The sequence below is a fragment of the Mesorhizobium sp. WSM4807 genome (genome assembly GCF_055811615.1).
The window spans coordinates 13,512-39,586 of the sequence record NZ_JBVVQY010000038.1 but is presented as its reverse complement, the minus strand read 5'-3'; the positions used below and the strand labels follow the sequence as shown (position 1 = coordinate 39,586).

Annotated in this window: 16 protein-coding genes and 2 pseudogenes; 7 read left to right on the top strand and 11 right to left on the bottom strand. The window is 59.8% G+C overall.

Annotated elements, in window-relative coordinates; genetic code table 11:
* Positions 1-35: 35 nt before the first annotated feature.
* On the bottom strand, positions 36-728 hold the full coding sequence (locus AC0L3N_RS30205; protein ID WP_473551198.1) for an OmpW/AlkL family protein: 693 nt from the start codon (positions 726-728) through the stop codon (positions 36-38).
* A 158-nt stretch (positions 729-886) separates the two neighbouring features.
* The gene (locus AC0L3N_RS30200; protein ID WP_473551197.1) at positions 887-2,974 is read right to left on the bottom strand and encodes a prolyl oligopeptidase family serine peptidase; all 2,088 of its coding nucleotides are present in this window, start codon (positions 2,972-2,974) and stop codon (positions 887-889) included.
* 1,360 nt (positions 2,975-4,334) lie between these two features.
* Between AC0L3N_RS30200 and AC0L3N_RS30195 the strand changes: the two are divergent.
* Positions 4,335-4,511, top strand: a pseudogene (locus AC0L3N_RS30195) (transcriptional regulator domain-containing protein); the annotation flags it as partial.
* A 115-nt stretch (positions 4,512-4,626) separates the two neighbouring features.
* Positions 4,627-5,142 (top strand): DUF2285 domain-containing protein, encoded by a 516-nt coding sequence (locus AC0L3N_RS30190; protein WP_473551195.1) that lies wholly within the window; start codon positions 4,627-4,629, stop codon positions 5,140-5,142.
* 770 nt (positions 5,143-5,912) lie between these two features.
* On the opposite strand, the gene AC0L3N_RS30185 is transcribed toward AC0L3N_RS30190, so the two are convergent.
* The 3 genes from AC0L3N_RS30185 to AC0L3N_RS30175 form a co-directional block, all read right to left on the bottom strand.
* A complete protein-coding gene (locus AC0L3N_RS30185) occupies positions 5,913-6,143 on the bottom strand; it encodes an aminotransferase class V-fold PLP-dependent enzyme (RefSeq protein ID WP_473551206.1) in 231 nt (76 codons plus the stop codon).
* Between the two features lie 451 nt (positions 6,144-6,594).
* Positions 6,595-7,368: an HAD-IIA family hydrolase gene (locus tag AC0L3N_RS30180; protein ID WP_473551194.1), complete on the bottom strand. Its 774-nt coding sequence runs from the start codon at positions 7,366-7,368 to the stop codon at positions 6,595-6,597.
* Positions 7,369-8,677: 1,309 nt separating this feature from the next.
* On the bottom strand, positions 8,678-10,153 hold the full coding sequence (locus AC0L3N_RS30175) for an NAD-dependent succinate-semialdehyde dehydrogenase (protein ID WP_473551193.1): 1,476 nt from the start codon (positions 10,151-10,153) through the stop codon (positions 8,678-8,680).
* Between the two features lie 1,491 nt (positions 10,154-11,644).
* Here AC0L3N_RS30175 and AC0L3N_RS30170 point away from each other — a divergent pair.
* Together AC0L3N_RS30170 and AC0L3N_RS30165 are read left to right on the top strand one after the other, a co-directional pair.
* Complete coding sequence (locus AC0L3N_RS30170) at positions 11,645-13,000, top strand: aspartate aminotransferase family protein (protein ID WP_473551191.1); 1,356 nt, start codon at positions 11,645-11,647, stop codon at positions 12,998-13,000.
* Positions 12,991-13,170 (top strand): hypothetical protein, encoded by a 180-nt coding sequence (locus tag AC0L3N_RS30165; RefSeq protein ID WP_473551189.1) that lies wholly within the window; start codon positions 12,991-12,993, stop codon positions 13,168-13,170. Before AC0L3N_RS30170 ends, AC0L3N_RS30165 begins: the two co-directional genes overlap by 10 nt.
* 815 nt (positions 13,171-13,985) lie before the next feature.
* Here AC0L3N_RS30165 and AC0L3N_RS30160 read toward each other — a convergent pair.
* The 3 genes and pseudogenes from AC0L3N_RS30160 to AC0L3N_RS30150 all read right to left on the bottom strand — a co-directional run bounded on the left by AC0L3N_RS30160 (position 13,986) and on the right by AC0L3N_RS30150 (position 19,030).
* Positions 13,986-15,825, bottom strand: a pseudogene (locus AC0L3N_RS30160) (type II toxin-antitoxin system HipA family toxin).
* Positions 15,826-16,095: 270 nt separating this feature from the next.
* The gene (locus AC0L3N_RS30155) at positions 16,096-17,481 is read right to left on the bottom strand and encodes a M16 family metallopeptidase (protein WP_473551204.1); all 1,386 of its coding nucleotides are present in this window, start codon (positions 17,479-17,481) and stop codon (positions 16,096-16,098) included.
* Between the two features lie 4 nt (positions 17,482-17,485).
* Positions 17,486-19,030, bottom strand: a complete 1,545-nt coding sequence (locus tag AC0L3N_RS30150; protein WP_473551188.1) for a M16 family metallopeptidase — start codon at positions 19,028-19,030, stop codon at positions 17,486-17,488.
* 517 nt (positions 19,031-19,547) lie between these two features.
* Here AC0L3N_RS30150 and AC0L3N_RS30145 point away from each other — a divergent pair.
* Positions 19,548-19,760, top strand: coding sequence for a cold-shock protein (locus tag AC0L3N_RS30145; RefSeq protein WP_095777381.1), 213 nt, complete (start codon positions 19,548-19,550; stop codon positions 19,758-19,760).
* A gap of 219 nt (positions 19,761-19,979) precedes the next feature.
* Positions 19,980-20,813 (top strand): prephenate dehydratase, encoded by an 834-nt coding sequence (locus AC0L3N_RS30140; protein WP_473551186.1) that lies wholly within the window; start codon positions 19,980-19,982, stop codon positions 20,811-20,813.
* 396 nt (positions 20,814-21,209) lie between these two features.
* Here the strand turns inward: AC0L3N_RS30140 and hemN are convergent, their stop codons facing one another.
* A complete protein-coding gene (gene hemN / locus AC0L3N_RS30135) occupies positions 21,210-22,544 on the bottom strand; it encodes an oxygen-independent coproporphyrinogen III oxidase (protein ID WP_473551185.1) in 1,335 nt (444 codons plus the stop codon).
* A 202-nt stretch (positions 22,545-22,746) separates the two neighbouring features.
* Positions 22,747-23,214 (bottom strand): Ros/MucR family transcriptional regulator, encoded by a 468-nt coding sequence (locus AC0L3N_RS30130; protein WP_065011147.1) that lies wholly within the window; start codon positions 23,212-23,214, stop codon positions 22,747-22,749.
* Between the two features lie 539 nt (positions 23,215-23,753).
* On the opposite strand from AC0L3N_RS30130, the gene AC0L3N_RS30125 reads away from it, so the two are divergent.
* The gene (locus AC0L3N_RS30125; protein ID WP_473551184.1) at positions 23,754-24,791 is read left to right on the top strand and encodes a cytochrome-c peroxidase; all 1,038 of its coding nucleotides are present in this window, start codon (positions 23,754-23,756) and stop codon (positions 24,789-24,791) included.
* Positions 24,792-25,011: 220 nt separating this feature from the next.
* Here AC0L3N_RS30125 and tdh read toward each other — a convergent pair whose 3' ends face one another.
* Positions 25,012-26,064, bottom strand: a complete 1,053-nt coding sequence (gene tdh, locus AC0L3N_RS30120) for an L-threonine 3-dehydrogenase (RefSeq protein WP_473551182.1) — start codon at positions 26,062-26,064, stop codon at positions 25,012-25,014.
* Positions 26,065-26,075 lie beyond the last annotated feature (11 nt).

Sequence of the window (26,075 nt, the reverse complement as noted above, 5' to 3'; positions counted from 1 at the left end):
TCGGGCTGCGCGTAAGCCGCCTTCGCCGTCCGTTGTCAGAAATGGTACGTGACGCCTGCGCCTATCAGCCAGGGATCGAGCTCCGCCTTTCCCGTCTGCTTCGCGCCGGCCACCGTGACGTCGAAGTCTGGCTTCAGGAAAAGCTTCTTCACGTCGAAGTTGACGCCCCAGTGCTGGTCGACCATGTAGTCGAACCCGACCTGCAGCGCGGTGCCGAACGTGTTCTTGACCTTGAGATCATCGGCGCTGCCGGCTTGCTGATGATAAAAGATCGTATAGTTCACACCGGCGCCGACATAGGGCTTGAAGGCGCCGAAATCGGTAAAGTGGTACTGCAATGTCAGCGTGGGCGGCAGCAGCCAAACCTTGCCGATATTCCCCAGCCCGCCGATCGAGCCTTGGCCTGTGATGTTGGCATAGGTGGTGCCGAGGATAAGCTCGGCTGCGACATTGTCCGTGAAGAAATACGAAATATCGAGTTCCGGCGTTACGGTGTTCGAATAGGAAAGACCGGAGCCGGGCACCGCGTTAACGTAGCCCGAATCCTCAGTAATGACCCCCAAGGCGCGCAGGCGGATCTGCCAAGGGCTTGGCAATTCCGTGAACAAGGCACCCTGATCCGGGTCGCACGGTTCTGCAAGGTCTGCCGCGGCCGCCTGCTGCCCTACCAGCATCAGGACGACGGCCGCTGTTACTCCCCGCGCCCAGTTCATTCGCTTTGTTGCCATGATATTTCTCCTTGCTCTTCAGAAATGATAGGATTCACTGTAAATATCCTGCAGTATTGATTGAGATCGACAGAGCTCTGGAGCGCATTTTCGGGATTATCTGCGGTCATCGACCTGTACTCACTTATTCGAAGTTTGCTCTTGTCGGGCTCCCGGTTTTAGGAACAGGCGTGCCAGCCGATCGCGCTGCGAAGAAAATTGGTGCCAAGACTGATGAATGCGTCTCGCTCCCGATTGTCCTTGCCGTAGCCGTGCCCGCCGCCCCCGACGGGCTCGTAAAAGTAAGCGGGATAGCCAAGAGCCTGCAGCTTTGCGGCCATCTTACGCGCATGGCCCGGGTGGACGCGGTCGTCGCGTCTCATGGTGGCGAGCAGGATAGGCGGATAGGGCTGTCCCGGCGTGGCAGTGTGATAGGCGGAGATTTCCTTCAGGAAAGCCCAATCGTCAGCCTTGTCGGGATCGCCATATTCGTCGATCCAGCTCGCGCCCGCCAGGAGTTTGGTGTAGCGGCGCATGTCGATAAGCGGAACCATGCAGAACAGCGCGCCGAAACGCTCAGGATAGCGGGTAAGCATGTTGGCGATCAGTAGACCGCCATTTGAGCCCCCCTCGGCGGCAATCCGCCTCGGCAGCGTAATGCCCCTTCGCACGAGGTCGGCGGCAACGGCGGCGAAATCGTCATGGGCGAGACGCTTGCCCTCCCTCCGCCCGGCATCGTGCCAGCGGGTGCCGAACTCGCCGCCCCCGCGGATGTTCGCCACCACACACGTGCCGCCGCGCTCGAGCCACAGCTTGCCGAGCGAGGAGTAGTAGTAGGGCAGGAGCGATTTGCCGAACCCGCCATAGGCGGAAAGGTGAACCGGGGCATCTCCGTTCCCGTTCGCCGCACCAACCTGCGTATAGGGGATCATCTCATGATCAATCGAGACTGCCTCGTGGCGCGTGACCACCAGTCCGGATGCGTCGAAAGTCTCCGGGTTGCGCTTCAGGATCACTGGAGCACCGAGCGGCGGCACGGCATTGAGATCGAATAGGAAAAGCTGCCGCGGCGTGATCGGGTCCTGAGCCGAAACGAGGACCTCTCCATTGGTCTCGTGAACTGCCGCATCGAGTGACCAGAGGTCAACGGCCCCTTGCGCGGGCACGGTGTCCAGGGCTCGGCGTGTCCATCCTGCGGGCCCGGGGTGCAACACCTCGAATCTCGGAGCGAGGTTCGCCAGGTATCCGATAATGAGCTTCCCGTCATTCCAGAAGAATGACCGCAGGGAGTGCCTCTGGGCTGGTTCAAACAGGGTACTAAAACGGCGCTCGCCCGCCAGGAAAGCGGAAAGTGAGATGCCGATCAGCGCGTCGGCGCAATAGGATGTGCCGGCAACCGTCCATGCTTTGCGCGGCTTTACCACCAGCCAATCGCCGAAGTTAGCCCACCTGGCGTCCTTGGGAAGGTCGATCTCGATCTTCGGCCCGCTCCTATCACCAATGCGGACTTTCTTCTCGAGCCGGGCCAGCTGCTCGACGAACCACAGGCGCTCGCTCTCGGCGGTACGGTCCAGATGGCCAGACACACCGAGGGTTTCGGAACCGGTCTCGAAGATCACCGGCGCCGCGAGGGGATCCGCGCCACGCTTCCACAGTCGCACGGTGCGCGCGTAGCCGCAGCGCGTGGCCATGCCATTACCAAGCGCACTGGAAAGCAGAAGCGTGTCAGGGTCAAGCCAACGAATGTGGCCTTTGGCCTCGGGGAGATCGAAACCGTCGGCGACAAAGCTCAGAGAGCTGAAGTCGAATTCGCGATGCACGACCGCGTCGCTGCCGCCGCGCGAGAGGCGCAGAACGGCTCTTTCCCGTCTCTCCGGCTCGATCGAAGCGCCGCCCCAGATCCAGTCCTCTCCGTCGCTAGCCGCGAGGGCATCCAGATCGAGCAGTAGCTCCCATTGGGGATCCGCCTTCATGTAGACGGCAAGGGTGATCCGGCGCCACAGTCCGCGCGGATTTCCGGCATCTCGCCAGAAATTGTAGAGGTACTGACCGCGGCGCGTGACCAGGGGAATTCTGTCGGGACGGTCGAAAATGGCTGGCAGCGCCGCCCGGTCGCGCTCGAACTGCATTCCCGCGAAGTGCTTCAGGGTCTTTGCCGACTGGCTGGCGGTCCACGCAAGTGCCCGTTCGCCTTCTACATCTTCGAGCCAAAGATGGGGGTCATCGTCGGGTGCATCCAGCGTTGGACGGAAATCGAATTCGCTCATGTCCGGACAACCAGAGGAATGAAAGCGCAATGGCTTCCATCTGCTCGGGTACGCTGAGTGCTTGCGGGGGCGCCCGCATGTGGGAAAACTGTGATCATTAGGTTGGTTCTTTTCAGTCGGTGCGGCGTCGCAGTGCTTTTGCGCATAGGACTGCAACCGTCGTGCCACCTGGGAAAATCGTTTCGGAACAATGTGACAGCTCTGACAGCGCTGTGTCAGATGTCCGACATCGTCGAGAATCCGACAACGAGTGCACCGCGCAATCACCCGATCGACCTCCTGCGGGGCGCTCGGTGACGCCGCGCAGGACTCAAGCAGGGAAGCTCACAATGAACTTGGTTGGCCCCCGACATCTTCGCTCCGGAACGCTTCTCGCACAGGGATTCAATGGCAGACATCATGAGGCAACGGACGCCGTGAGCGACCAAGCGCCCTGTGCCTAGGGATCTAGCTAGACACCGCCACCAGTCAAAAATCGGCGATCCGAGGAAGGGATAGGGCGCCGCTTGGCCGAGCTGATGGTTATCCAACCCTGCCAGCAAACTTGGCCTGAACCGTCCCTTGATTGCATTTTTTAAGTCTGCCGATCGCGCCAGCAAGCTGCGTTCGAACGAACACATGGGAGTGGTCGCGAGCTACATTCAGCTGCTGGCGACCGTCGTTCAATATGCAAGGTATGAGGGTCAGGAACAGGGAAGCTCCGGCTCGGCATCCTATCTCGGCGAGGCGGCCAACGATCGGCGGTCTTTGGCTGACGCTGCGAGTTGTACGCCCGCACCAAAGGCAGCGTGGGACAAGTCTGCCTGGAAAACGGCTGCAGCAGGCGCAAGTGGCCCCCGGCCGCTCCATCTCCATGCCGCTCGCAAAACCCCGGCGTGAGCACCACCCCAAAAGCAATTGCGCGCCTTGCTTGTTCGTTTTGCGGGGCCCGCTGCACAGTCGGCTCAACCTGTACACCTATACAGGCTGCCATACTCTGAAACTTGGCCTCCTATGGCGGAAAATTCCCCAGGAGACCTACGATGACTGAGCTTATAGCGCTCGCGATACGACGACCTACCCACAATCAGTGTGCAATCCACCGCCACGCTAATGCGCCTGCAAGGAACGTCTGGAACGCGACGCAGGAGCCGATCACCGCCATCAAACCGACTCCCTTGGCGTGCTCAGGCCACGCTGGCTGTCGCTGCGCGGGTTCGACGGTCTGGTGGACATTTGCGCGCGCCTTCTACCCTCGACGGCGCCAATGGCACACGCTTCGACGACATGGCCCCATCGAGGTCTGGGGCATTCGGCGCCGGTGCTTTGCCAAGTGGCATAAACTTTCGACCCCCCTGGGGGCGGGCAGGGGAGCACAGTCGTGCCTACAGTTCTCGTGACTGGCGCGGACGAGGCTGATTGGCGCGATGAAAGATCATATGATTACACCGCTGGTCTGACGCCGCGCGAGTGGGCCTGGGAGTTCTTACGCCGCAACCCAGCATTCCAGCGTGATCTGATCGCTGCGCGCCAGCAGGCCCATACTCTGTCTAAACAACCCTTTCTCGACGTGGTCGCGTTGGCCGGTGACCTGTCGCGCTGGGGTGCCCTGTTTCGCCGAGTCTTATGGGCGAAATTCGCTCGTATTCTGGTCTCCGCTCTGGTGCGTCCATGTGCTGCCGGTCATTGCAGAACAGCTGTCCGCATCCTCGGCGACATTGCCGTTCGAACTCTCGGCGTTGCCATGTCGTGCGACGGTCCTGCTGGCGCCCGACAAGGGCCAGCATGTTCTTCTTCGCAATGCGGAACATACGCTCCAGCTCGCCGTCTCTGGCGCGGATATCTTGCGCCCTGTTTGCCTCCGCACCGAGGCGATCTGGCCAGCGATGCTTTCGAAGCCCCGTCTGAGGGCGCTCGAGTGCCTCAATGCTCTAAGCCTGGGTCAACACCTGCCCGCCCGCTTGTTTCCGCCGGAAAGACGCGGTCCGCGTTTGACCTTCGTTCTTCGTGCGCTCGACGGCTCACTTGCTGGGGCGTCACATCGTGAGCTCGCCGAAGCGCTGGTTGGTCAACGGCGCGTCCATGCCGACTGGAGGGATCCTCGCGATCATCTGCGCGACCGCATTCGCCGCGCCGTCTCGCGTGGCCGCGCCCTCATGAATGGAGGGTACAGAGATTTCCTCGCTTGAAAAGTGACAGTCCGCCCTGTGCGTCAGCCGGCGTAAAACCCGTCACCACCGATTGGCCGCTCGACATGGCAGCGAACGGCCTTCGAGGGCGCTCTGGTTGAGGCATCGTCGATGCCAAGAGGCACGTTCGTATTGTCCGATAGCCGACAATGTCGGGTACGCAAGGTACAGGAACCTGACTCTCGGGTGTTTTTAAGCGCTTTTTGACCTGGCACGGTACATGCACGCTATTCAGCAAAACACGCGGACTTAGTGGTTCCCACCTCCACGAGAGTCGCTGAATTACGCCACCTCCCAAGGCGTACCCGGCCCGGCAGCGAGCTCAGTCTCCTGCCGGGCATCCGTAATTCAGATGTACTCGCGTTCAGAACTTCAAATTAGAGGCGCAATGTTTCGCGTCCGGCTATGCGAATTGGTGCTGAAGAATTGTCAGACTTCGAGCGCGGTCGTTATGGCTCCGTCTTCACGGCAGCGACTATTTCGGCCATTGCCAACTTGAGATCCGCCTTTGGAGTAAATGTGGAAAGGCTCACTCGCAGCGTAGGCTTAGCATCTTCATAGCTGATCCCATCGTCGTCAGCACATGCGACGGAGCGGTGGAGCGAGCGCTGCAGGCGGTACCTGTGGAGAGACAGATTCCGCGCATCGCCAAGCGCTCTACAATTGCATCGGCCTCACACCACGGGATGCTCAAAGAGCACGTATTTGGAAGGCGCGGTGCTTGAATCCCATTAAAACGTACTTGCGGCAGGCGGATTGCCAACTCCCGTTCAAAGTTGTTTCGAAGCGCTTCGATGCCACTCGCTACACTCAGCCGCCGAGCCGCCTGTTCCGCGGCAACGGCCAGTCAGACGGCTGCTTAGCTGTTCAGCGTCCCCGCGCCGTCGCCCGTCCTCCTGTTCACCATAAAAAAGCGGTTCGAGGCGCAACCCCTCCCTAATGTATAACGCGCCAACGCCTTTCGGGCCCTGGAATTTATGTGCTGATAGGGGAGAGCAGATCGACTTCGACGAACTCGTCTGTCAGATCTATGGGTATACGACTAACAACCTGCGCGGCGTCCACGTGTAGGATCGCCTCCGGAGCGAGGCGGCATATCGGTCTAAACTCCAATGGGTTGAACGACGCCCATCTCGTGGTTCGCAGCCATCACAGAAAGGAAGGCGGTGTCGGGCGTGAGTGTCGCGGCGAACGCATCTGGTCGATCCGACCTGACCCATTCGCTGGACGTAGCCTACTTCGGCGCGCGAGACTCTTCGGTCGAAGACTCTTGCTTCATAGAAGCCAAGACCGGCCTGCATTGGTCTACATGGGTATACTTCGACTAAGTTGTCTGCTTATCACTTCTTTTCTGGATGCGGCCAGCTGTTCCTGCCGATAATTGCCCAGGTTGACGGCCGCCATGCGGAACGCAGAGGGAGCCTTCGGTCTTCGTGTAGGGATGCGCTCGGCTTATTGGTTCACGATGATCTGGCCCAGATCGGCAAGGCACTCGACCACGTGGTCCGGTCTGAATGGAAACCGCTCTATGTCAGCCAGTTTGGTCACCCCAGTAAGCACAAGGGCTGTCTTCAGGCCCGATTCGAGCCCGGCGAGCACGTCGGTGTCCATGCGGTCACCGACCATGATGGTATCGACAGCTCGCACTCCGAGCCGGTCGAGCGCGTTGCGCATCATAAAGGGGTTCGGCTTCCCGACGAAATAGGGCTGACGGCCGGTGGCCTTCTCGATTAGTGCTGCGACTGCACCGCATGCCGGATGGGAGCCCCGCTCGGTCGGGCCAGTCGCATCCGGATTGGTGGCGAGAAAGCGCGCGCCCTTCGCCACAAGCTCGGCGCCAGTTGCGATCTGCTCATAGTGGTACGAAGTGGTGTCTCCGAGGACCACGAACTCGGGGGCAAACTCCGTTATCCGGCAGCCTGCCTGCCGCAGGGCCTCGACCAGACCGTGGTCGCCGATGACATAAGCAGATGATCCGTGCTTTTGTAGTTCCACGAACCGCGCGGTGGCGAGCGCCGAGGTGTAGATGTGCTCTGGCTGCACGGCGAAGCCAACCGCTCTTAGACGCTCGGCATGATCTTCGGGCGTGAAGCGCGAGTTATTGGTGAAGATCTGAAACGGCTCACCCTTGGCGACTAGCCCGGCGACATAGTCGACCGAGCCAGCAATCGGTTGGCCGCCGCGGACCAGGACCCCGTCCATGTCGAGCAGATGCGCTATAATCATTGGATCTCACCCCTCAATGTCTCTCGTGGATGCGCGGCCTGGGCACGTCCAGTGTCACTGTATCTTCTCCAGGCCGGAATACCGGCGACTGTAGCGATTCAGAGCGATGCGCGAAGGGCGCTCAATTGCTTGTGCGGCAATAAGGAGGTTGCGGCGTAAAAAGTGTCCGCAACCGCTCGCCGTGCGGACGCGCTGCACCGTTGGGTTGACGACATTCGCTGTGTCAGCGCATCTGATGGACGATCGCGTTCTAGTTCGCGTGAACCACCTGGCGAGACGTTTCTCTGCAGAACCATCGTGATTGACGGCACCACAGTGATCCAGCATTGTCTCGCGCCGCGGACGCAAACACGCCGGTGCCTTGGCGGACTTTCCAATGGTCGGACAGCCTATCGAACGATTTCGAGAGTCGCTCCCGCGCCCAAGGTGTGATTCAGTACCGAATATTGACGCCGACCGCGAGTGGTTTACCCGCTCATTTGTTTTCGCGTTTCCGCCAAGTCAGGGTAACAGTCGGGCGCCTGCGATGTCCCTTCGCGAAGAGCCTGACCCGTTCAAAAGCCTGCTAGGCGCCGAGCTTGGGCCGCGGCAACAGAAGAGGAGGTATTGCGACTTAGGGCATTTTTTTTTGAGGCAGAGCCCGAGACACTTCGTTTTGGGGGCGGCGGCCGGGTATTGATGCTTGGCAGGAGTGAAGATAGAAAATGGCAGCGGCCGCCGTTGCAAAGAAGGGAAGGCAACAGGGCAGCGCTATGACAAGGGCGAGCGTCGATTCAAGCACGTCGGAAAGGGCGCTCATCCCGTGTTAGAATTTCACGACAGCGAGCCGAAAACGTGGGTTGGAAAATGCCCCTCAACCCTATCTGAACGTGATCGGACAAAATTACTAAATGAGGCAATTGGGGCGCCGAACTGTGATCGGCACCTGCCCGTTCCGAAGAAGCTATACGTCGTTTACCAGGGGACATTTATGAGGCCCAAACGAGCGATTGCGGCCGAACCTATCAGGATATCCATATAAGGGTGAGAGCTGTCGGCGGCGTGGATCTCCGGGTACTTCTTGATGCTGTCGCCCCGCACAGATGAGATGCTTGCCGCGGTTGGATAGGATGAGCAACGTACCGTCAGGTACCGGCGACTTGGCTCGTCGCCGCAGAGGCGGTTCAACGTACTGGCGCCTAGATGAACACTTAAGGCGCGCAGGCCGGGGTCGCGATAGACGACCCGAACCAGCCGCAAGCAGGTTCGCCAAAGCGCTCGATCATCCCTTTGGTTCATTCTGAGCCGGAGGTGTCCATCCACATAGAGATCAGATTCCGCCTATGCAGAGATATTTCATTTCGAGGTAGTCTTCGAGCCCGTGGCGGGAACCCTCCCGCCCGATGCCGGACTGCTTCATCCCGCCAAAGGGCGCCGCTTCCGAAGACATACGCCCCGTGTTGATGCCAACCATGCCATATTCCAATGCCTCGGCCACGCGCCAGACACGCTTCAGGTTCGAGGCATAGAAATAGGCGGCGAGGCCGTAGATCGTGTCGTTGGCCTCACGCACAACCTGATCCGCCTCGTGGAAGCGAATGATCGGCGCCAGCGGCCCGAAAGTCTCCTCTTGCGCAACCGCCATCATGCTGGAGATTTCGGTGAGGACTGTGGGTTTGAAGAAGGTGCCATCCTTGCCGATACGTTCGGCCCCGCATCGAATTGTCCCACCCTTGGCAACGGCATCTGCGATGTGGGACTCGATCTTGGCCAAAGCATTCATGTCGATGAGCGGTCCGACGTCCACTCCGGGGGCGAAGCCGTCGCCAACCGACAAGCACCGGACTTTCTCCACGAACTTCTCAACGAACTCATCGTGAACGCTCGATTGGACGTAAAGGCGGTTCGCTGAAACGCAAGTCTGGCCGGCGTTGCGGAACTTCGCCTGGATCGCGCCGTCAACCGCAGCGTCGATGTCGGCGTCATTAAAGACAATGAAAGGGGCATTGCCGCCGAGCTCGAGGCTGACCTTCTTGATCTGGTCCGAGCACTGGCGCATGAGCAGCCGGCCAACCTCGGTCGAGCCCGTAAAGCTGATCTTGCGGATCTTGGGATTGGAGCAGAGTTCGCGTCCAACGCCAGCACCTTCGGACGCATAGATCAGGTTGACGACACCGTCTGGAAAGCCGGCTTGATGCGCGAGGGCGAACATTGCGCCTGCCACGAGCGGCGTCTGTTCAGCAGGTTTGAGCACGATAGCGCAGCCCGCCGCCAAGGCCGGCGAGATCTTGCGCGCCACCATCGACGCTGGGAAATTCCATGGCGTAATCGTGCCGACGACACCGATCGGCTGCTTGATCACCAGCATGCGACGGTCTGTCGAGGGTGCGGGGATCGTCTCGCCATAGATGCGATTGGCTTCTTCGGCGTACCATTGCAGATACGCGGCCGCATGCGAAATCTCCGACTTGGCTTCGACAAACGGCTTGCCCATCTCTGCAGTGAGTATGGCGGCAAGATCACCGGCGTGGTCGATGATCAGCTCATGCCATCGCCACAGAACGTCGCTGCGTTCTCGGGCGGTCAGAGCCGCCCATCCAGGCTGCGCTACGTAGGCCTTTTCGATCGCAGCGCGTGTCTCCTCCACACCCATGTCGGGAAGTACTGCCAGCACTTCGCCGCTCGACGGGTTGAGGACCTCGAATGTCCGCTCGCTAACTGGCGTGCCGAGCGCCGGCAGGCGATCGATGGCGCCAAACAGGTCCGCGGATTTCAGGTGGCGGACCATCGGCAGGCACAGGGGCAATACTGAATTCCTCTCAAACACTGCGGATACGCATGTCAGCAGGCGTCGGTGTATATTCCGCGTCCGGGGATGCTTATAGGGCCTCGGCCTGATGGCTGGTAGACCATTCCACTCAACTTAAAGGGAGAATTCTTGAACTGCCGTGGTCGATGGCTTGCGGTTCTCATTAAGTGACAACCTGAACAATGCACATCGGCTTCCGACCGCGCAGCCAGTTCATGTGGCCTGAACGGATCGCGATCTCTGCCATCGGAACGGAGGCTCCCATGAGGAGAAGGCGAGCCACGATTCGGCGGATCGGTCGACTCACCCGGCAGGTGCTTCGCACGCCCGCGAAAACAGCTCCGCCGGCATTTCTCACCGAACCGAATTTATTCCCCCGAGAAAGGGAGAAGGAAGGCGAACTGGGCTGCCGGGCTCATCCTTGCCCCCCCAGCGTCAGGCCGACGACCATAAATGGCGGACTCGGCCGGAAGCAGCTCCGCCGCTGCCCTGGCTTGATCGAGCATCACCGATCGATCAGGCTGCGCGGCGCTGAGTGTTGTCGATGCCGAGCTTCTCGAGCTGCGATTCGAGGGGCGGGACTGCAATCGACCTGGAGGGATCCAGTTTGTAGATAGCATAGGCGCCGATCCATGTTCCTTGGTTGCCTCGAGCTCGGCCTCTATCCTTGAAGACCAGGAGATGTTCCTGTTTCCGGCCGTGTCCGATTGAAGACGTCTGAGGTTCGAAACCCAACACAACTGACGCGCCGGCATCCACCCGCGGTGGCACGAATGCGTGCTTTTCTCCTTTTGATCGCGCTCCTCGGTGGCACGTCAATTGCACGTGACAGTTAACGGCCGGGGGACCCAGACGAATTGTTCCTCTCGATCAACCAACTGCGCGCAGAACGTGACGGCGCGCAAACTGAGAGAGTAGCTGATGCGAGTAGTCGTCGTATAGATCCATGGTCACACCGGCATGATCATCGGTTCGGACAGCCGCGCCCGAAGGTCGACCACCGCGGCGAGGTCGAAAGCATGACGGCGGTACTGCGAGAGGCCCACCAGACGCCGGGGTGCGACGGCGATAAAGAACTGCTCGCTTCGCTCGTGTTGTTTATGACGCCCATCCGCAGGCCCGGCCCTCGGGGATCGCCTTCAACATGCGTACGGTATTCAGGGCGACAAGTGGTCTCACCCACGTTCCCGCCATGCCCCGGCGGGCATCCCGTACACCGGATCCGGCCCGCCCCGGCATGGGCTAGCGCTCGACAAGATCATCGCCAAGAGACTAGCCCTCGATGCCGGCGTGCCGACGCCGCAGTTTCGCGTGATGGTTGCGGCACCGAGAGTGCCGGCGAGCTGCGATTCCGCCACGAAAGTAGGCAGCATTCTCGATCCGTGTTGATGGTGCAAGCACCTCCATCAGAACTCGCTCCAGCGCCAAATGGCATCAAAGTTTCGTAGAGCCTCCCCATCTCGACAAAGGTAGTCAAGGAGTTCGGACATGCAGCGCATTTCAGGGCTGGGCCACAACCGGGGAGAGGTCGTTGGGCCAAAATCTCGCGAGGAGTTTCAACGAGCGCTAAAGATCACGCCCGGCGGCAGCATGCGTGCTGCGCAGTTCTTCGCTCCCCACCCGCCCTATGCTGTGGCAGGAGCGGGCAGCTGGATCACTGACGCGGACGGCAGCAAGGTCTTCGACTGCGCAAACAACTCCTTCTCGCTCATTCACGGCCATGCCTTTCCGCCGGTGATCGAGGCGCTGCACAAGGTCCTGGACGACGGCACCGCATTCGGGCTTCCGACCACAAGCGAGACCAGGCTCGCGGAAGCAATCACGACGCGTTCGCCGAAGCTTGAGCAGGTCCGCTTTACGAGCTCCGGCACCGAGGCTGTTATGTTCGCTGTCAAGGCCGCTCGCGCTATTACAGGGCGCCCGATGATTGCCAAGTTCGAGGGCGCATATCACGGCGCCTATGACTATGTGGAAGTGAGCCTTGATTCTGCACCAGACAACTGGGGCGAATCGTCGCCTAACAGTGTGCTCTATGCCAGTGGAACTCCCGCCTCCACCGCCGCGGATGTCCTTGTCCTTCCTTACAACGAGGGCAAGTCGTGCAGAGAGCTCATCCGTGCACACCATGAGCGCCTCGCCGCGATCCTTCTCGATCCAGTTGCTCCCCGCGTGGGCATGATTCCGATAGAGGCGGATTTGCGGGAGGTCATCCAGGATTGCTGTAACCGCTACGGCATCCTGCTTGTGGTTGACGAGGTCGTTTCTTACCGCGTCGGTTTCCGTGGCGCCCATGACATCTTCGGCTTTGAGCCGGATCTGGTCGCTTTGGGCAAGATCATCGGCGGAGGTTTGCCCGTTGGAGCCGTAGCGGGGCCTGCGTCGCACATGGCGGTCTTCGATCACACCAGGGGCAAGCCAGCCGTGTCCCACGGCGGCACGTTCAGCGCAAACCCGCTCAGCATGACAGCTGGGCTGGTGGCACTGCAATTATACACGAAGGATGCCGTGGCCCGCCTTAACCAGATGGGCGAAACGCTTCGCAGTGAAGTCATCGAGCAACTCAGAAGGCGCGAACTCCCCGCGCAAGTTACCGGCATGAGCTCCCTCTTTCGGCTCCACCTGAAGGCTGAAGTTGTCCGAAACTACCGGACCTCGTTCCCAAGCGCCTTGCAGAAGGCGGCGCTGGCAAAGGTGCACCGTGCAATGCTGGAACGGGGTTTTCTGATGACGCCGAATTGCTCTGGCGCGCTCTCGACTCCGATGAGCGAGACCGATGTCCAAGATCTAGCCGCAGCGCTGGTGGATGCCGTTCATGAAGTTTGGAAACAATCTCCGTGGGACTGATCGAGCAATGGTGGAAAGCGCAGCTTCGCGGCAGCGCGCGCGTCGGCGGCTTCGCCGATACGCACGACAATAACGTCGAACGGCGCACCGACGACCGTTGCCATGTCGAGAACACGCTGCAATTCAAAGGGCGGTCATCGGTGCCGCTCGCACCCGGTTCAACAAATTAAATTCGACCGTTAGCTGCCAATTGCGCTTGGCGCAGTATGACAGCGCCTGGCGCGGCTGGTCCGGGATCGACCGGTAGTGTCAGCTTGCCTGCCCGTGCACACGCGCAAATCGAGGGCCGCGCGCAAAGACGCCCCATCGGCTTCGCGGTTTGACTGCAGTGAAGAGGTTTGCTTTCGTTTTTCACCGAACCTCCAGCATTCCTGCCGCTTTCTGAGATTTTGCAGGGTTGGTTTGCGGCGTTTCCGAGTCCTTCTACCCAGTGTGAGTTGTTTTTGCTGGGAGCCCGCTTCCTGCACAATGGCCCGGACCTGCGCCATTAAGAAGGCTTCCATCGCGTCGTTGTAGAGGCCAGGCCCCTGCGTGGCCTTCGGCGAAGCAGAGTCTTGGCCCATACGGGTGACGATCCTTCGCGCAGAAAGGAATGCGAACATCATCAAGAATTATGATTCCAATTGTGAAATTTTGGATTATTGATAAAGAACTTGTCCTTTCACGACAGAGAAAAGTTGCAAGTCCGCAGCATCGATGACTTGTCACCTGTCCACACGAGTCCTGGCGCTTCAAGAACCGCGCCTGATCACCCTTCAGCTGCCAAGCGCGATCCGCGCCCGCCCGGGCTGTGCAACCTTGACCAGCTCCGCCCGGGCGAACGCTGACCGTCGAACACTCCATAAGGGGGTCAAAAAAGTGGACACGGATGGAGGCCGGATTGGGAAAAGCGCAAGCTCAAACTCGAACGCGATATGGGTAGGCGGTTCCGCCAATAAGGTGTTTGGGTCTGAGAGCGGAACCGGCGTATCAATAGATCGATCATCTACGCAATCCCTTCGATGCGTTCGTGGACAATCGCGCGCATTTGCTCCGCCATCTTTGCGCCTTGAGAGCCGTCTGATAGAGGCGGCGGCAATTCGAGGTGGTTGAGAGCGTGAGAGGGCTGCAACGAGATCGTCGATGCTACTATCCGCATCGGCTGCCCCGAGGCCAGCCGTGCTCGCGAAAGCCTTGAAGTCGGCGCGCCGCAGACGATCGTCCTTGTCGTTCAGCTTGAGGGCCATCCGGTCTTTTTTGAGATGTGGAAACACGCGAGTCGTGACCGCGTCGTAGAGCGGAGCCATGCGGACTGAGCTGAACTGCGCGCTGCCGGGCTCTGCGATTTTCAGCAGTGCCATGTTCTTCAGGTGCATGTCGCCATCGGCGATCAGCCAGGCGAATAAGGATCGCTTGAGGACAAGCAGGACGTCGTCTTCGGGGGAGGTCGATAGCGGTCTTAGTGCCCGCGCGATTCGCTCCATTGTGCCGTCGTATTTTGCTTCCGTGGGCACACCGAGCACTGAGCAAAAATCCTCAAGCGCCAAAAGGCGCTTGTCGTCAAGGCTCGTTCTGATGTCGAACCGCTCGACGAGGAGCGCCGGAGGCATCCCGTCAGGCATGGGGACGAGCGCCGTCGCGGGCGTCTTGAAACCGGCCGCGCTGCCCAAAGCGAGCGACTGCCATTCGATAACCGGCAGGGCCTCAAATCCACCTGTACCGGCAGGCTTGAGGATGTGGGTGAACGGTTTGCCGGTACTGGGGGAGAGAGTACCGTCGATATCGAGGAACATCGGCGCTTTGATCTGAACGCCCGATAAACGGGGCGTATCGGTACGTTCGAAAATCTGCGCCAGATTGCGCTCGAAGCTCTGCTCCAGATCGCCCCGACCCGGCCCTGCATACTGGCCAGTGAAGATAGTATTTCTAGTGAAGCCATCGAGCCGGGTTAGCAGGACGTCGGGCGGCAGGGCGGAGAGATCGCTCGCACGCTCGACGATTGTGATGTTGGACATATAGCGTTTGCCCGAGCGCAGCGTCGCGCGCTCGTCGCGGTCATTCAACACCGACTCAAGCCAGCCTTCAGGCAGCAGCGACAGAATGAAAGGAGGGAGCTTGCCCGGCGTGGTCTGGCGAACAAGTGGCGGGCCATCCTGATCATCTGGATTCCAGCGCCACTCAAAACCATCATGTGTGAGATTGCCGAGCGGAGCGCCGTGCCACGCTACGATCAGATCGAACGCGGCTTCATTGCGCGCAGGCTCTGCGGTCACTGGACGGCGGAGGAGGAAGCGCTCGACGTGCTCGCCTTCGCGATACCACTGGTTTTCGCGGGCAAGCGCCCATGTCGCGTCGGCAGCGCCCTGGGCGCTGCCGTATTCTTCTATGAGGCGGTTCGCGATTGTCTCGCGCATCGTCTCATCGATGGATCCCGCGTGTTCGCTGCGCAGGCGGAAAGCTTCGAGGAAGCGCTGGCGCATCGAGGAGACGTCGATCCGGAATTCTCCCATGCCATCATCGACATTCGCTTGAGCGACTGATGGGTGGTCGGGAGCCGCGTTCTGAATAATTTCCAGCGAGCGCAAACGCGTGCGTTGTATTCGTCGCCCGCTCAGGAACAGGCGGCCATTGCGGGTCGGGCCGAGAAGGACAGCGCTCGCCGCCGAGAGGTAAGCGTTGGGATACAGGTATTTGGCGATGCGGACGGCGTGCTTGAGTATCGTGGCCTCGATATCCTCCCCGGCATCGACATAGATGCCGCGCATTAGCTGGACGAGCTTGCCCGTTTCAGCCTGATAGTGGCTGCGGTTTTTATCGATGTTTTCTCCGACGAGGCGAAGGGCCATTTTCTTTGTAACTTTCTCGTATGTGAAATACGGGAAAGTTAGAATACTGAGCTCCAAATGCCAGAGAATTAAGCTTTCTCGTATTTCTAAAGTTAATACCTTCTCGGATGTCGGCGTTCTCCGGCTCCGCAATCGAACCGCCGGGCGAGAACTGGTCTACGAGGGCGAGCAGGAAGAAATCAAGGCGTTCATTCTGCCACACCATGTCGGATCAGCCACAGGTTGGCGGAGTCCTTCAGCAACTATTGTAGAGCGCGAGATTATTCGCCGTCACGGGACACCGGCAAGCCGCGGGCCCACGCCCATAATGGCGGGCTCGACTGAAAGCAGCTTCTTCGCCGCCGCCCTGACCTGGTCGAGCGTCACCTGCTCGATGAGGGCAGGGCGGCGCTGGATGTAGTCTATGCCGCGCTTGTCGAGCTGCAGCCTGAGAAGCGTGGCTGAAATCGCCGTGGAGGAACCCAGATTGCTCATAGCATAGGCCCCGATCAGATACTTTTTGCTCGCTTCGAGCTCGGCCGCTGTTGGCCCGGTGTCCACCAGCTCCTTGATTACTTGTCTAATCAGGTCGAGCGTCTCCGCCGCCCTGTCGGCGCGCGTCGACGTGGTCACGACAAGCGTGTTGGAATGCTGGTGGCCTTCCAAACTAGAGGACACACCGTAGGCCAGGCCACGCTTTTCCCGCACTTCCTGGAACAGACGTGAGGTGAATGGCGAGCCTCCGAGTATATCGTTTATCAGCTGCGCGGCATAGAATTCCGGGTCGCTGCGTCCGACGCCGGGAAAAGCCAGCTGGAGCGAAGTCTGGGGCAGGGCGTATGCGACCAACGTCCACTGGCCGAGCTTCGGGGTGACATCAGGTACCTGGGCGAGCGCCTGCTTCTGAGGCAAATCGCCGAACAACTGGTCGAGCCTTGCACTCAGGGCTTTGGCATCGATGTCGCCGACAACCGCCACGTGCAGCCCCTCGCGGGCGAAAGCGGCCTTGTGGAAGGCGCTTAGATCGGCGGGCATTATGCGGGCCAGGCTTTCCTTGGTGCCCTCGGGCGGCCTCGAATACGGATGCGCGCCGTAGAGCCTGCGCCGCCATGCATCCCTGCCGATCGCGTGAGGTTCGCGCTCGTTGGCAATAATGCCGGAGAGAAGCTGAGCGCGGATTCGGTCAAAGGGTTCCTGATCGAAGCGGGGCCTGTTCAACGCGAGCCTGATGAGATCGAAAGCGGCGTCCTGGCGCTGGGAAAGCATGCGCACCGAGCCATAGATGCCGTCAGGCCGCGCGTGGAAGCTCATCTCAGCGCCGGCATCATCGAGCCGCACCTGAAAGGTGTCGCCGCCGTGATCGCCTGCGCCCTCGTCGAACAAGCCGGTCATCAAATTGGCAAGCCCCTCCTTACCGGCCGGGTCCTGGCTGGTGCCGCCGTCAAACACGAACTGGAGCGTGACGATCGGCAGCTTATGGTCTTCCACCAGCCAGGCGGTGATCCCCTTTTCAGATTTTACCTCCTGGATGTTCGCCGCAGCACGGGCGGTACACGCTGGCAGGGTGAGGAAGAAAATAGCAAGGCAAAGGACAGCCAGCCAGGAGGCGAGGCGCCAGCCTTGTCCAAAAGGAGAGGGCAATGCCGGTGGAATGGCCCTGCGGAATTGGTTCGTCATCATATCAATTTTCCTTGGGCAGGAGATAGCCGGTGGTCGAATGGTCGGACACGAGGTAGCGGGCGGCAACGGCCTTAACCTGATCGGCCGTGACCTTGCGGATGCGGTCCGGCCATTCCTCGACGTCTTTCACATTGCCGCCTGTGGCAAGCGTGGCGCCATACATGCCAGCGACGGAGACCTGCTCGTCATGGGCGAAGATGAACGAGCGGATATAGCGGTTTTTCGTCTTCTCCAGTTCGTCGCTGGTGATGCCGTTCCTGGCGATGCGCGCTATCTCGGCGTCGACTGCGGCCTCGACATCCGCAAGCTTCGCCTTGCCGCGCGGCCAGCCGCGGATGCTGAACTTGCCAGCATCCAGCATGGTGCCCTCGAAATCAGCGTCGGCCGCTGCGGCTATGCCCTGCTTCACAACGAGCTCCTGGTACAGCCGGCTGCGGTTGCCCCCGGCGAGAATCTGTGCCAGCAGGTCCAGCGCCTCGGCTTCGCCGGGCTCGGCGGTGCGATAGGACGGCACCACCCAACATCTGGAAAAGATGGGGACCGAAACGCGGCCATCCCTTAGCGTCAATGTGCGCCTGGTGTTCTGCACCGGCTCAGACGGGCGTTCGCGTAGCGGCAGATCTGGTCCACGCGGGACCTTGCCATAGGTCTTCTCGGCCAGCGCCTTCACGGCCTCGGGCTCGACGTCCCCTGCCACCACCAGCACGGCGTTGTTCGGCCAGTACTTGTCATAAAAAGCCACGGCGTCGTTGCGGTCCAGCTTCTCGATCTCGTGCATCCAGCCGATCACCGGGATCCGGTAGGGTTGGCTCTGCCAGAGCGTCGTGACGACCTCCTCATCGAGAAGCGCCTCCGGATTGTTGTCGACCCTCAAGCGACGCTCCTCGCGGACCACGTCCCGCTCGGTGTTGATGACGTCATCCGTGAGGGTGAGATTGCGCATGCGATCAGCCTCGAAGCTCATCATCTGCTCCACTGCCGAGGGCGCCACTCTTTCGTAGAAGGCAGTATAATCGTAAGAGGTGAAGGCGTTTAGCGAGCCCCCGATCTCCGCCACCGCGCGGTCCAACTCGCCGGCGCCGTGATTGGCCGTCCCTTTGAACATCAGATGCTCGAAGAAATGCGCGATGCCGGATTTGCCCGGAGGCTCGTCGGCACTGCCGACCTTGTACCACACCATATGGGTGACGATGGGCGCGCGGTGATCGGGTATGACGACCACCTCCATGCCGTTGTCGAGCAGGAAATTCGCTATGTCATAGGCGGCCGCCGGAGACGGCGCGGTCGTCAGAAATGCCAGCGCGGTCGCAAAAAGTGCGCCCCGCAGCCAAGCAGACGGTGGCTTCGGTTGTGGTGACCGGGCGATGGACAAGGTTCGCAGGGAAGTGAGTTGTCCCTCAATTTGAAGGTGCTGCGTCCCTGTCGCCCCCACTGGGAGAAGGCGCCGGTCCAGACGAGCCCTCACAATGCTGCCAGGCCCGGCTCGGATGTCAGTTTTGAGTAGGTCGGCGAAAGGTGGGGCGGCATTTTTCAGGGTGGGGATCATGGGACGACTCTCCTGCGTGTTTTGCATGACCCCGCAGGAACCGTGCCAGATGAGAAAGCCGTTTCGGCGATGCGATTCAACGGACTCTGTGTTGCCTACCTCCGACATTGTCCGACGTCTGACACCGCCGAATGGGGGGCGCTTGCCGCTTAAAGAGGTGGCTACGTGAACTACCCTTAGGACAGCGGCGAAGATGGTGGCGTCAGCGCGCGCCCGTAGTTGCTGGTCGTCCGCGTACTCTTACTCACATCGGCCGATCGCAGGTCCCTAACAGGACTCCAAACCAGCGATAGACGCGGTTCTGGAATTATCGGAGCGTTTCAGAACTTGTTTGCCATTCGGAGCGCCAGCGCGGGAGACGCTGTCCGCGACAGGCGGTCATTGATGGAGCTTGCGAGCCGCTTTAGCGATTTGACCGGGCTTTTGCTATTTTAGCTTTTGCTGCCCTAAAGTCTCGGATATGAAGTGGACCTGGCTTATGGCCTGCCTACATTGAATGGTTACAAAGGAATACGCTATGGCGACTGGAACGGTGAAGTGGTTCAACAGCACCAAGGGATTCGGTTTTATCCAGCCTGACAACGGAGGTCAGGACGTTTTCGTCCACATTTCCGCTGTCGAACGAGCGGGCCTTTCGACCCTTAATGAGGGCCAGAAGATCAACTACGAGATCGAACAGGACCGCCGTACTGGCAAATCATCCGCTGGCAGTCTCAGCAAAGCTGGCTGACCTTTTTCTGCTTCTGCCCGGCAAGAGCCGGGCAGAAGCGCCACTGACCGCGCCATAGGAGCGGGCAAGAACACGGATCCCCGCCGACTGGGGCAGCGGATTGTAGCAAGCTGCTAAGTTCTACTGCCACACGATGTTGCAAGCGAAGAGGGGCGGGTCCCAGCCCTCTTACTTTCTGCAGCAGATGTTTATCGCATTCTCGATCGAGCGTGCCGGGGAATGAACGAGCAATTCAGCCAGCCTCCAGCGATCGACACCTCCTGGATCAAGAGGGCAGGGTACATTGGCCCTGAGGGGACCTGGACCCATCAAGCCTCGCTGGACCTCTTTGGTAACCAAGTTGAACTCGTTCCGTTCAGCGACGGATTGTTCGAAGCATATGAGAATGGCTGCGTCCACGTTGCATGCGTCCCAGCTACGACCTCTCTGGTCGGAGCCACTCCCTACCTCGACCAAGTCTTGAGCTTGAGGTCTCCCACGATTATCGCCGAGTACCCGAAGGTCCTGAGCTACAGCCTCATGGCCAGCAAGGATGCGAGTTTCTCGATGATCGCTAAAGTGGTGGGCCACCCCGTGGCTCTGCAGGAGGTAGCCGGGTGGCTCGACGAGAACATGCCCAATGTCGAGCGAGAGAGCCGTCGGGGATCGACATCTTTCGTGGCAGAGCAAAAATCTCCCTCGATAGCGGCATTTGGTCCTGCGCTTGGTGCCAAGCTGTACAATCTGCAGATATTGCGAACAGGGATTGAAGAAGGGCTGCATAACGTTACGCGGTGGTGGGTGCTCGGGCGCAGGACCCCTGCGCCGACAGGATTTGACCGGACAACACTTCACCTCCGCGTTTCAGAGCAAAATCTCAGTTGTGTCCTGAACAGGTTCTCGAGGGGCAATTTAGCCGTTCTCAATGTCTATCAGCGTCCGACCTGCGAGCGGCTAGATACCCATCAGTATGTCATCGATGTCGCTGGACATGTTTTGACGCACCCGGCGCTGGCCGCGTTGGCGGAGATTGATGGCCTGAGAATTCTCGGATCGTACCCACGTCGCTATTAGTTGTGGCTAGGCTAGACTAGTTTCCGTCCATAACCCCAAAACTGTTGATCTTATCACTGACGAACAAGGGGCTGCCGCATCGAACTTGATGCGATGTACACGTAATGCGCGAGCCATGCACGAGATAATCGCGCCGACGATCTTGTCGTTCCCGCCAGTTTCTTGCCTGCGAAACGGAGTAATCATAGGCACAGATGTCGACCGGCCGGGCATCTCACAAAACCAGTGACCGTTGTATGACTGTGACGCGTTGTGGGCGGCACGCTCGTCCATTCGGGAAGGTCCATCACTTCAATCCGCGAAGGGGCGCCGTGACCGGGGCCTGCGGCATATTTACGAGCGTGCCGTTTGGCACGAGCTTATCGCTTTGGCGCCCCTCACGCTGCTTGGCTGTGCTTATGGGACAACCCGGTCGAGAAAAGCATCGAATGCGGCAGCAACAGCGCGAATCACGAAGCGATGCTCCTGCCGCACCCGGATGAGACCGTTTTCGATGTCCACTACCCCGTCCTCGGCCAGCTTCGCCAGGCGTTCAGTTGAATCGAGAAAGCGGATTGGATCGAATCCATAGGCCGTACAGATTGCCGGCACATCGGCCTCCAAATCGCACATCAGCCGCTCGATGATTGCGGCTCGCACGCGATCTTCGTCTGTAAGCCGGTAGCCTTTTGACGTTGCCAGACGGCCACCTGCTATGTGCCGGCTGTAGGACTCGTGTGTCACCTCGTTCTGGACGTAACCATCGCCGACCCGCCCGATAGCCGACGCGCCGAAACCGATCACGGTTTTGCAGGTGTCGGCCGAGTAACCCAGCGAGTTACGGCGTAGCCGACCGCGGGTCTGCGCCAGCGTAAGTTCGTCGTCCGGCAAGGCGAAATGGTCGAGGCCGATCTCTCGGTAGCCGGCCGCAACCAGCGTATCTGCCACGGCCGCAGCCTGTTCGGCGCGGGCGACGCTGTCCGGCAGAGCAGTCTTCTCGATCAGGCGCTGATTCTTGATCACCGATGGAATATGCGCGTAGCCGAACACCGCAAGCCGGTTGGGACGCATGGCGGCGGTTGCCGCCGCAGTCTGGACGCAGGACTCTACCGTCTGATTCGGGAGACCGAACATGAGATCGACGTTGATGCCGCATACTCCATGCCGGCGCAGCTCTTCGACGGCAGCGGCCGTCTGCGACTCGCTCTGGACCCGATTGATCGCTTTCTGAACAATTGGATCAAAACTCTGCACCCCGAGACTCGCGCGGCTCACATTGGCTGCTCCCAATGCCTCGGCGATCTCGCGCGTGAACGTGCGCGGGTCAATTTCGACGGCGATCGTAGCGGGCTCCCTGAACGCGAAGCGGCGGCGCAGGAGTTCGATCATGGCCAAGAATTCCGCTGCCCCGATCAGGGTCGGGGTTCCACCCCCGAAATGCACGTCGTTCACGACGAGCCTCTGCGGCACTTGCTCCGAGACCAAACGGATCTCGTCACGCAGAACGGCCACATAGTCGAGGATCGGACTCTCATTGCGGGCAATCGTGGTCGGAAAGCCGCAATACCAGCAAATCGATCGGCAGAACGGAATGTGGAGATAGAGCGACACCGGATCGTCAGCCGGCAGACCTCTTAGCCATTCCTCATAGCTTTCGGCGCCGACCGCTGCGGAGAACTCCGGCACAGTCGGATAGATGGTGTACCAAGGCAGGAGAGCCTCGCGATGTTTTTTCAGGATAGAAGTCTGCAACAGTTTCCCTCCCAAGTTGATAACTGTCCTCCTTTTACCCCCTGCGATCTCCTGTGTCTCTGCGCTATGTCAATTCCATTCCGCTTCGCGCCGTGTAATCACACCGTGCAAGGAAAAGGCGGGATTTGATCCCGCCTTTCGATGTTTCGCTCACATCATGCCGATCGAGTCGCCAGCCGCACAGCGGGTCTGGATGAGGAAGTCACGCTGGCACCTTCTTTCTGGACCGCTTCTCCGGCGCCGAGACTTCAGGCTCTTTCGGTTTGCGGCCGAGTCCCATTGTCTTGGCCAGGGCAGAGCGCGCAGCCGCATAGTTCGGCGCTACCATGGGATAGTCTGCCGGCAGACCCCATTTGGCGCGATATTCATTAGGGCTCAGCCCGTAATGGGTCGACAGATGACGCTTTAGCGATTTGAATTTCTTCCCATCCTCAAGGGAGACAATGTAGTCCGGCGTCACCGATTTTCTGATCGGGACCGCCGGCGTCAACACCGTCGGCTCTTGTGCCGAGACGCGACCGGCCGCCGTGCCCTTCAAAGCTTCGTGCACTTGGCCGATCAGGGCTGAAAGGTCCCCCACCGGAACGGGATTGTTGGAAACATAGGCTGAGACAACATCTGTGGTAAGCTGGATGAGGTTGTCGATGTTTTTGAAGTCTTCTTCTGGCATGAAACTCTCCGGTGGATTGGTCTGCGGAGCGTCGCTTCTAGTGGTGATTTCCGGTGAAAGCAACAAATGTCACGACAGGATTGTTCGTTGCTCGTCCAAGATTGAGGTCTATAGCACCACATCACGCGGTCGTGACACTGATCTGCCTGATAGTCGCTGTCCCATAACCGCGCCAGTATCCGCCATTCAGTCCCGATCTCGTCCGTCTGAATTGCAGAGGGAAGACGCAGAAAGCTTGTAAACCATGAGCCGTGCACTCGATGGGGGCAGAAAAGCTTGCGCGTATGAAACAGGCTGGCGTTGCGCCAGCATGTGGCGACAGGCCACGGAACCGGCCAAACCTCAGGCGAACAAACAGCGATTGCGCGCGCCCAGCAATGGAATCCGCCGTCGGGCGATGGATACACCGCAGTTACTGTTTCCGCCGCTCGATTGGCTTGGTCGGCAGGCACGATTCCCTCGATCCGCTGATCTAGCGCAGGGCGTTCGCAAGCCGCATGTGGAGAATGGTTTCCGTGCACATCGTAAGGACTCCATTTATGAAAATTCTATTGCCTGCGGTGGCTGTTGCGCTTGTGGCAGCCACAGCTTTTGCTGCGCAGTCCATTCCGCCAGACCTCAGAGAAACGGCATTGGCCACCTTCAAGCCGTTGCCATTCACGCCGGCGGTCACCAACAACCCGAGCACGCCGGAGAAGATTGCCCTCGGCAAGGCACTGTACTTCGATCCACGCCTGTCGTCCTCAGGCGTTTTCTCCTGCAACTCGTGCCACAACCTGGCCACCGGGGGCGACGACAATCGTGAAACTTCGATTGGCCATGGTTGGCAGAAGGGGCAGCGCAACGCCCCGACGGTGTTTAACTCTGTCTTCAACAAATCACAGTTTTGGGACGGTCGCGCCGAAGACCTGAAAGCTCAGGCCAAAGGGCCGATACAGGCCGGTGCCGAGATGGCCAACACATCGCAGCAAGTGGTCGAGACGCTCAAATCGATGCCGCAATATGTGGAGTTGTTCCATTCAGCTTTCCCGGAGCAAGCAGATCCCATCACCCTCGAAAACGTAGTCAATGCACTCGCAGCCTACGAGGGGACACTGGTCACGCCGGCCCCCTTCGACGCCTACCTCAATGGCGATGACACCGCCATCGGTTCCGAAGCGAAACAGGGCCTGGCCCTTTTTATGGAAAAGGGCTGCTCGTCCTGCCATTCCGGTGTCAATATTGGTGGGGAAGGCTATTACCCATTCGGCCTCGTAGAGAAGCCTAGCGCCGACATTCTGCCGGAGAACGACAAGGGACGATTTGCCGTCACCAATGTACCAGAGGATTCCTATGTTTTCCGCGTGCCATCGCTGCGCAACGTAGCAATCACCGCGCCATACTTTCATTCGGGCAAGGTCTGGAACCTGAGCGGGGCGGTCGCCATCATGGGCACCACCCAGGTTGGCGAAGAGCTAGCGCAAATCGAAATCGATCGGATCGTTGCCTACCTTAATTCGCTGACCGGAAAGCGACCGGAGATCACATATCCCATCTTGCCAACTGAAACGCTCACAACACCTCGACCTCGATCCTAGGCATTGGGAAAACAGGCGATCGCGTCGGGGGCCAATGAGCATTCCTTGACCGATCTGGGCGAATGGCCACAAGCGCAGCCGTCCGATTGGGCCGTGATACGTCGCGGCACGATTGAGCGTCGCACGTTGGTGGCAGGAGCCACTGCCTTGCACCAGCGATGCCCCTCGCGGGGAGATCGACGGCAGCCAGGGTGGCGTTCCCGTCAGCACCTCCGCAAAGTCACATCGACCAGTCGCCCTGCCAGTCCATCACCACCTTGCCCGAGCTGCCGCTGCGCATCGCGTCGAAGCCTACTTGAAAATCATCAATGCCGATGCGGTGCGTGATCAGGCCGCTGACATCGAGCGGGCCCTGCACCAGCGCGATCATCTTGTACCAGGTTTCGAACATCTCGCGGCCATAGATGCCCTTGAGATGCAGCATCTTGAAGATGACCTTGTTCCAGTCGATCTCGAAGCCGGTCGGGGCGATACCGAGAATGGCGATCTTGCCGCCATTGTTCATGGTGTCGATCATGTCTCGGAATGCAGGGGCGGCGCCCGACATTTCGAGTCCGACGTCAAAACCTTCGGTCATGCCGAGCGCCGGTATGACGTCGCGCAGCTTTTCCTTCGATGCATCGACAACGTGCTGCACGCCGAGTTTTTTCGCCAGTGCCAGCCGCACCGGGTTGATGTCGGTGATGACCACTTTTCGCGCGCCGACGCACTGCGCCACCAGCGCACCCATGATGCCGATCGGCCCGGCGCCGGTGACCAGCACGTCCTCGCCGACCAGATCAAAGGACAGTGCGGTGTGGACCGCATTGCCCAAGGGATCGAAAATTGCGGCGATCTCATCGGGCACATCGTCGGGGATCGGCACGACATTGTGCTGCTGGATCGCCAGATATTCGCCGAAGGCGCCCGGCCGGTTGACGCCGACGCCGAGCGTGTTGCGGCACAGATGCCCCCTGCCGGCCCGGCAATTGCGGCAATGGCCGCAAACGATGTGGCCTTCGCCCGAAACACGCTGGCCGATCTTGTACTCGGTCACCGCCGCGCCGAAGTCGGCGACAGTGCCGACGAACTCGTGGCCGGTCACCATCGGCACCGGCACGGTCTTTTGCGCCCACTGGTCCCAATTGTAGATGTGGACGTCGGTGCCGCAGATCGCGGTCTTCTTGATCTTAATCAGAACGTCGTTCGGGCCAATTTCCGGAACCGGCACTTCTTCCATCCAGATGCCCGGCTCGGCCTTGGCCTTGACCAGCGCCTTCATCATGTTCGACATCAGATGCTCCT

Excerpts from the sequence above, each read along its gene's own strand:
- AC0L3N_RS30170 (WP_473551191.1), top strand. The coding sequence starts at position 11,645 with ATGCAGCGCATTTCAGGGCTGGGCCACAACCGGGGAGAGGTCGTTGGG.
- AC0L3N_RS30200 (WP_473551197.1), bottom strand. The coding sequence starts at position 2,974 with ATGAGCGAATTCGATTTCCGTCCAACGCTGGATGCACCCGACGATGAC.
- AC0L3N_RS30145 (WP_095777381.1), top strand. The coding sequence starts at position 19,548 with ATGGCGACTGGAACGGTGAAGTGGTTCAACAGCACCAAGGGATTCGGT.
- AC0L3N_RS30155 (WP_473551204.1), bottom strand. The coding sequence starts at position 17,481 with ATGACGAACCAATTCCGCAGGGCCATTCCACCGGCATTGCCCTCTCCT.
- AC0L3N_RS30125 (WP_473551184.1), top strand. The coding sequence starts at position 23,754 with ATGAAAATTCTATTGCCTGCGGTGGCTGTTGCGCTTGTGGCAGCCACA.
- AC0L3N_RS30140 (WP_473551186.1), top strand. The coding sequence starts at position 19,980 with ATGAACGAGCAATTCAGCCAGCCTCCAGCGATCGACACCTCCTGGATC.
- tdh (WP_473551182.1), bottom strand. The coding sequence starts at position 26,064 with ATGTCGAACATGATGAAGGCGCTGGTCAAGGCCAAGGCCGAGCCGGGC.
- AC0L3N_RS30205 (WP_473551198.1), bottom strand. The coding sequence starts at position 728 with ATGGCAACAAAGCGAATGAACTGGGCGCGGGGAGTAACAGCGGCCGTC.
- AC0L3N_RS30150 (WP_473551188.1), bottom strand. The coding sequence starts at position 19,030 with ATGATCCCCACCCTGAAAAATGCCGCCCCACCTTTCGCCGACCTACTC.
- AC0L3N_RS30130 (WP_065011147.1), bottom strand. The coding sequence starts at position 23,214 with ATGCCAGAAGAAGACTTCAAAAACATCGACAACCTCATCCAGCTTACC.
- AC0L3N_RS30180 (WP_473551194.1), bottom strand. The coding sequence starts at position 7,368 with ATGATTATAGCGCATCTGCTCGACATGGACGGGGTCCTGGTCCGCGGC.